The sequence below is a fragment of the Thauera linaloolentis 47Lol = DSM 12138 genome, assembly GCF_000310205.1.
Lineage (GTDB): Bacteria > Pseudomonadota > Gammaproteobacteria > Burkholderiales > Rhodocyclaceae > Thauera > Thauera linaloolentis.
The window spans coordinates 1-2,146 of sequence record NZ_AMXE01000167.1; the positions used below are offsets into that span (position 1 = coordinate 1).

A 2,146-nucleotide genomic window follows, 5' to 3' on the forward strand; every position below is an offset into this window, starting at 1 on the left:
GGGCGGCGCGAGCGGCTCGCCCCGGCCGTCGGGCAGGTCGGACAACTGCATCGTCGGCTTTCCGTCGAGCAGGCTGGCCGCCGCCAGCGCACGCCAGTGGGCGTCGGTGCCCAACGGGCTGGGCTTGTGCTCCGCCCAGTCATCGGCGTCCATGCCGGCGCCGGCCACCATCCAGTTGAGCAGGCTGCGCCCGCTTTCGGCATAGCTCGCGCGGCCGAAGCCGAGGCTCGCATAGCAGCCCACCACCAGGTAGCAGCGATGCACGGCGCGCGTCAGCGCGACGTAGATCAGGCGCAGGTCCTCGGCCTGGTGCTCGCGGCGCACGCGGGCCTTGAGCGCCTTGTCCCGCTCCGCCTCCGCACGGTAGTCCAGCACCAGTCCGCCATCGTCGTCGTGCCAGGCGGACATTTCCCCGTCGCTGCCGCCGCGCGCATGGCCGTCGAACAGGAAGGGGCAGAACACGATGCCGTATTCCAGCCCTTTCGCGCGGTGGATGGTGACGATCTGCACCAGGTTGCGGTCGGACTCCAGCCGCAGCTGTGCCGCTTCGCCACCGGCGCCCTCGCCGCGGCAGGTGGCCAGCGTGCGCAGCAGGACTTCGGGCGCGGCGCTTCCGGCAGCCTGCTGCAGCAGTTCGGCCAGGTGCATCAGGTTGGTCAGACGGCGTTCGCCATCGGGACGTGCGAGCAGGCGCGCGGCCACGCCCTCGTCACTCATCCACTGCCGCAGCATGACGCCGAAACCGCGCGCCAGCCAGAGCTCGCGCCAGCGCGCGAACGCATCGAGCGTGCCGAGCAGGGCGCTCTCGTCTTCCGCCAGGCGGGCCAGCGCCGCGGCGTCGCGCCCCATCGCCGCGGTCGCCAGCGCCGCCTTGACACGGCGCTCGCGCAGCGGCTCGGCGACCGCCAGCAGCACGCGCTCCAGTTCCTCGGCATCGTCGGTATGGAACACGCTGGCCTGCGACAACTCCACGCTGCCCACGCCGAAAACCGCCAGCACGCGGCGCATGCGCGCACCCTGGCCGTGGCTGCGTACCAGCACGGCGATGTCGGACGGCGCCAGCGGCCGCTCGCCGATGCGGATCCGCCCCTCGGCTGCCGCCGCCAACAGGCGCGCGATCTCGGCGGCGCTGGCATGCGCGGCGCGATGCAGCGCCTGCGCGCGCGGCAGCCGCGCGCCGCCGCCGTCGTCCTCTTCGGCCTGTGTTTCATCGCGCGGGATGCGCCACAACTGCAGCGGCGCTAGGTCCGCCGCCGGTGCAGTCGCATCCACCAGCGGCTTGCGCGGCCGGTTGCCGGCGCCTACGCGCACGTAGTCCAGCCCATCCATCATGAACACGGCCGGATTGGCGCCGAACAGGCTGTTGCAGGCCTCGATCAGCGCCGGTGCCGAGCGCTGGTTGTGGCGCAGCGTGTAGCGCGCATCGGTGCGATCGCGCGCGGCCAGGTAGGTGAACAGGTCCGCGCTGCGAAAGCTGTAGATCGCCTGCTTCGGGTCCCCGACCAGGAACAGGCTACCGTGGCGCCCCTCGGCATGGTAGATGCGGTCGAAGATGCCGAACTGCAGCGGGTCGGTGTCCTGGAATTCGTCGATCAGCGCCACCGGATAGCGCGCATGCAGGGCGGCCGCCAGCCAGGGCTGTGCGCCCGAGTGCAGGGCGTGGTGGGCATTCCACAGGATGTCGTCGAAGCCGATCTGGCGGCGCTCGGCCTTGCGCCGGCGCAGCGCGGCCGAGGCTTCGTCGATGAAACGCCGCAGCAGGTGCAGTCGGGCGGCGGCCAGCAGGCCTTCGACCGCGGCCCGCGCCGCCAGCAGTTCGGCCGCGGCATCGAAGAAGGCATGCCGCGGCGGGGCGATGCCGTTCTTGCGGCCGGCCGCGGTGCTTCGCTTCTCCAGGGTGTCGGCGGCGAACAAGGCCAGCCTGTCGCCATCCGGCAAGGGGTGCAGCGGGTCGCCCGCCGCCAGCCAGCCGTCCCATTGGCTGGCGGCCTTCGCCACCGAATCCGGTTTGTAGCTGTTGGCGTTCAGGCCACCGAGCGCTTCATGCACGCAGGCGGCGGCTTCGTGCAAGGCGCCGGCCAGGCCGCGCGCCGCCGCGTACGCCTGCATCAGCCGCGCCTCGGCCGCCGGCAGCGCACCGCCGCCG

The 2,146-nt window shown here is 72.5% G+C and carries 1 protein-coding gene; it reads right to left on the reverse strand.

The window, feature by feature from the left end; translation table 11 throughout:
- Positions 1-2,146: UvrD-helicase domain-containing protein (locus C666_RS18955; protein ID WP_004349781.1), on the reverse strand; the 2,146-nt coding region annotated here is incomplete at both ends.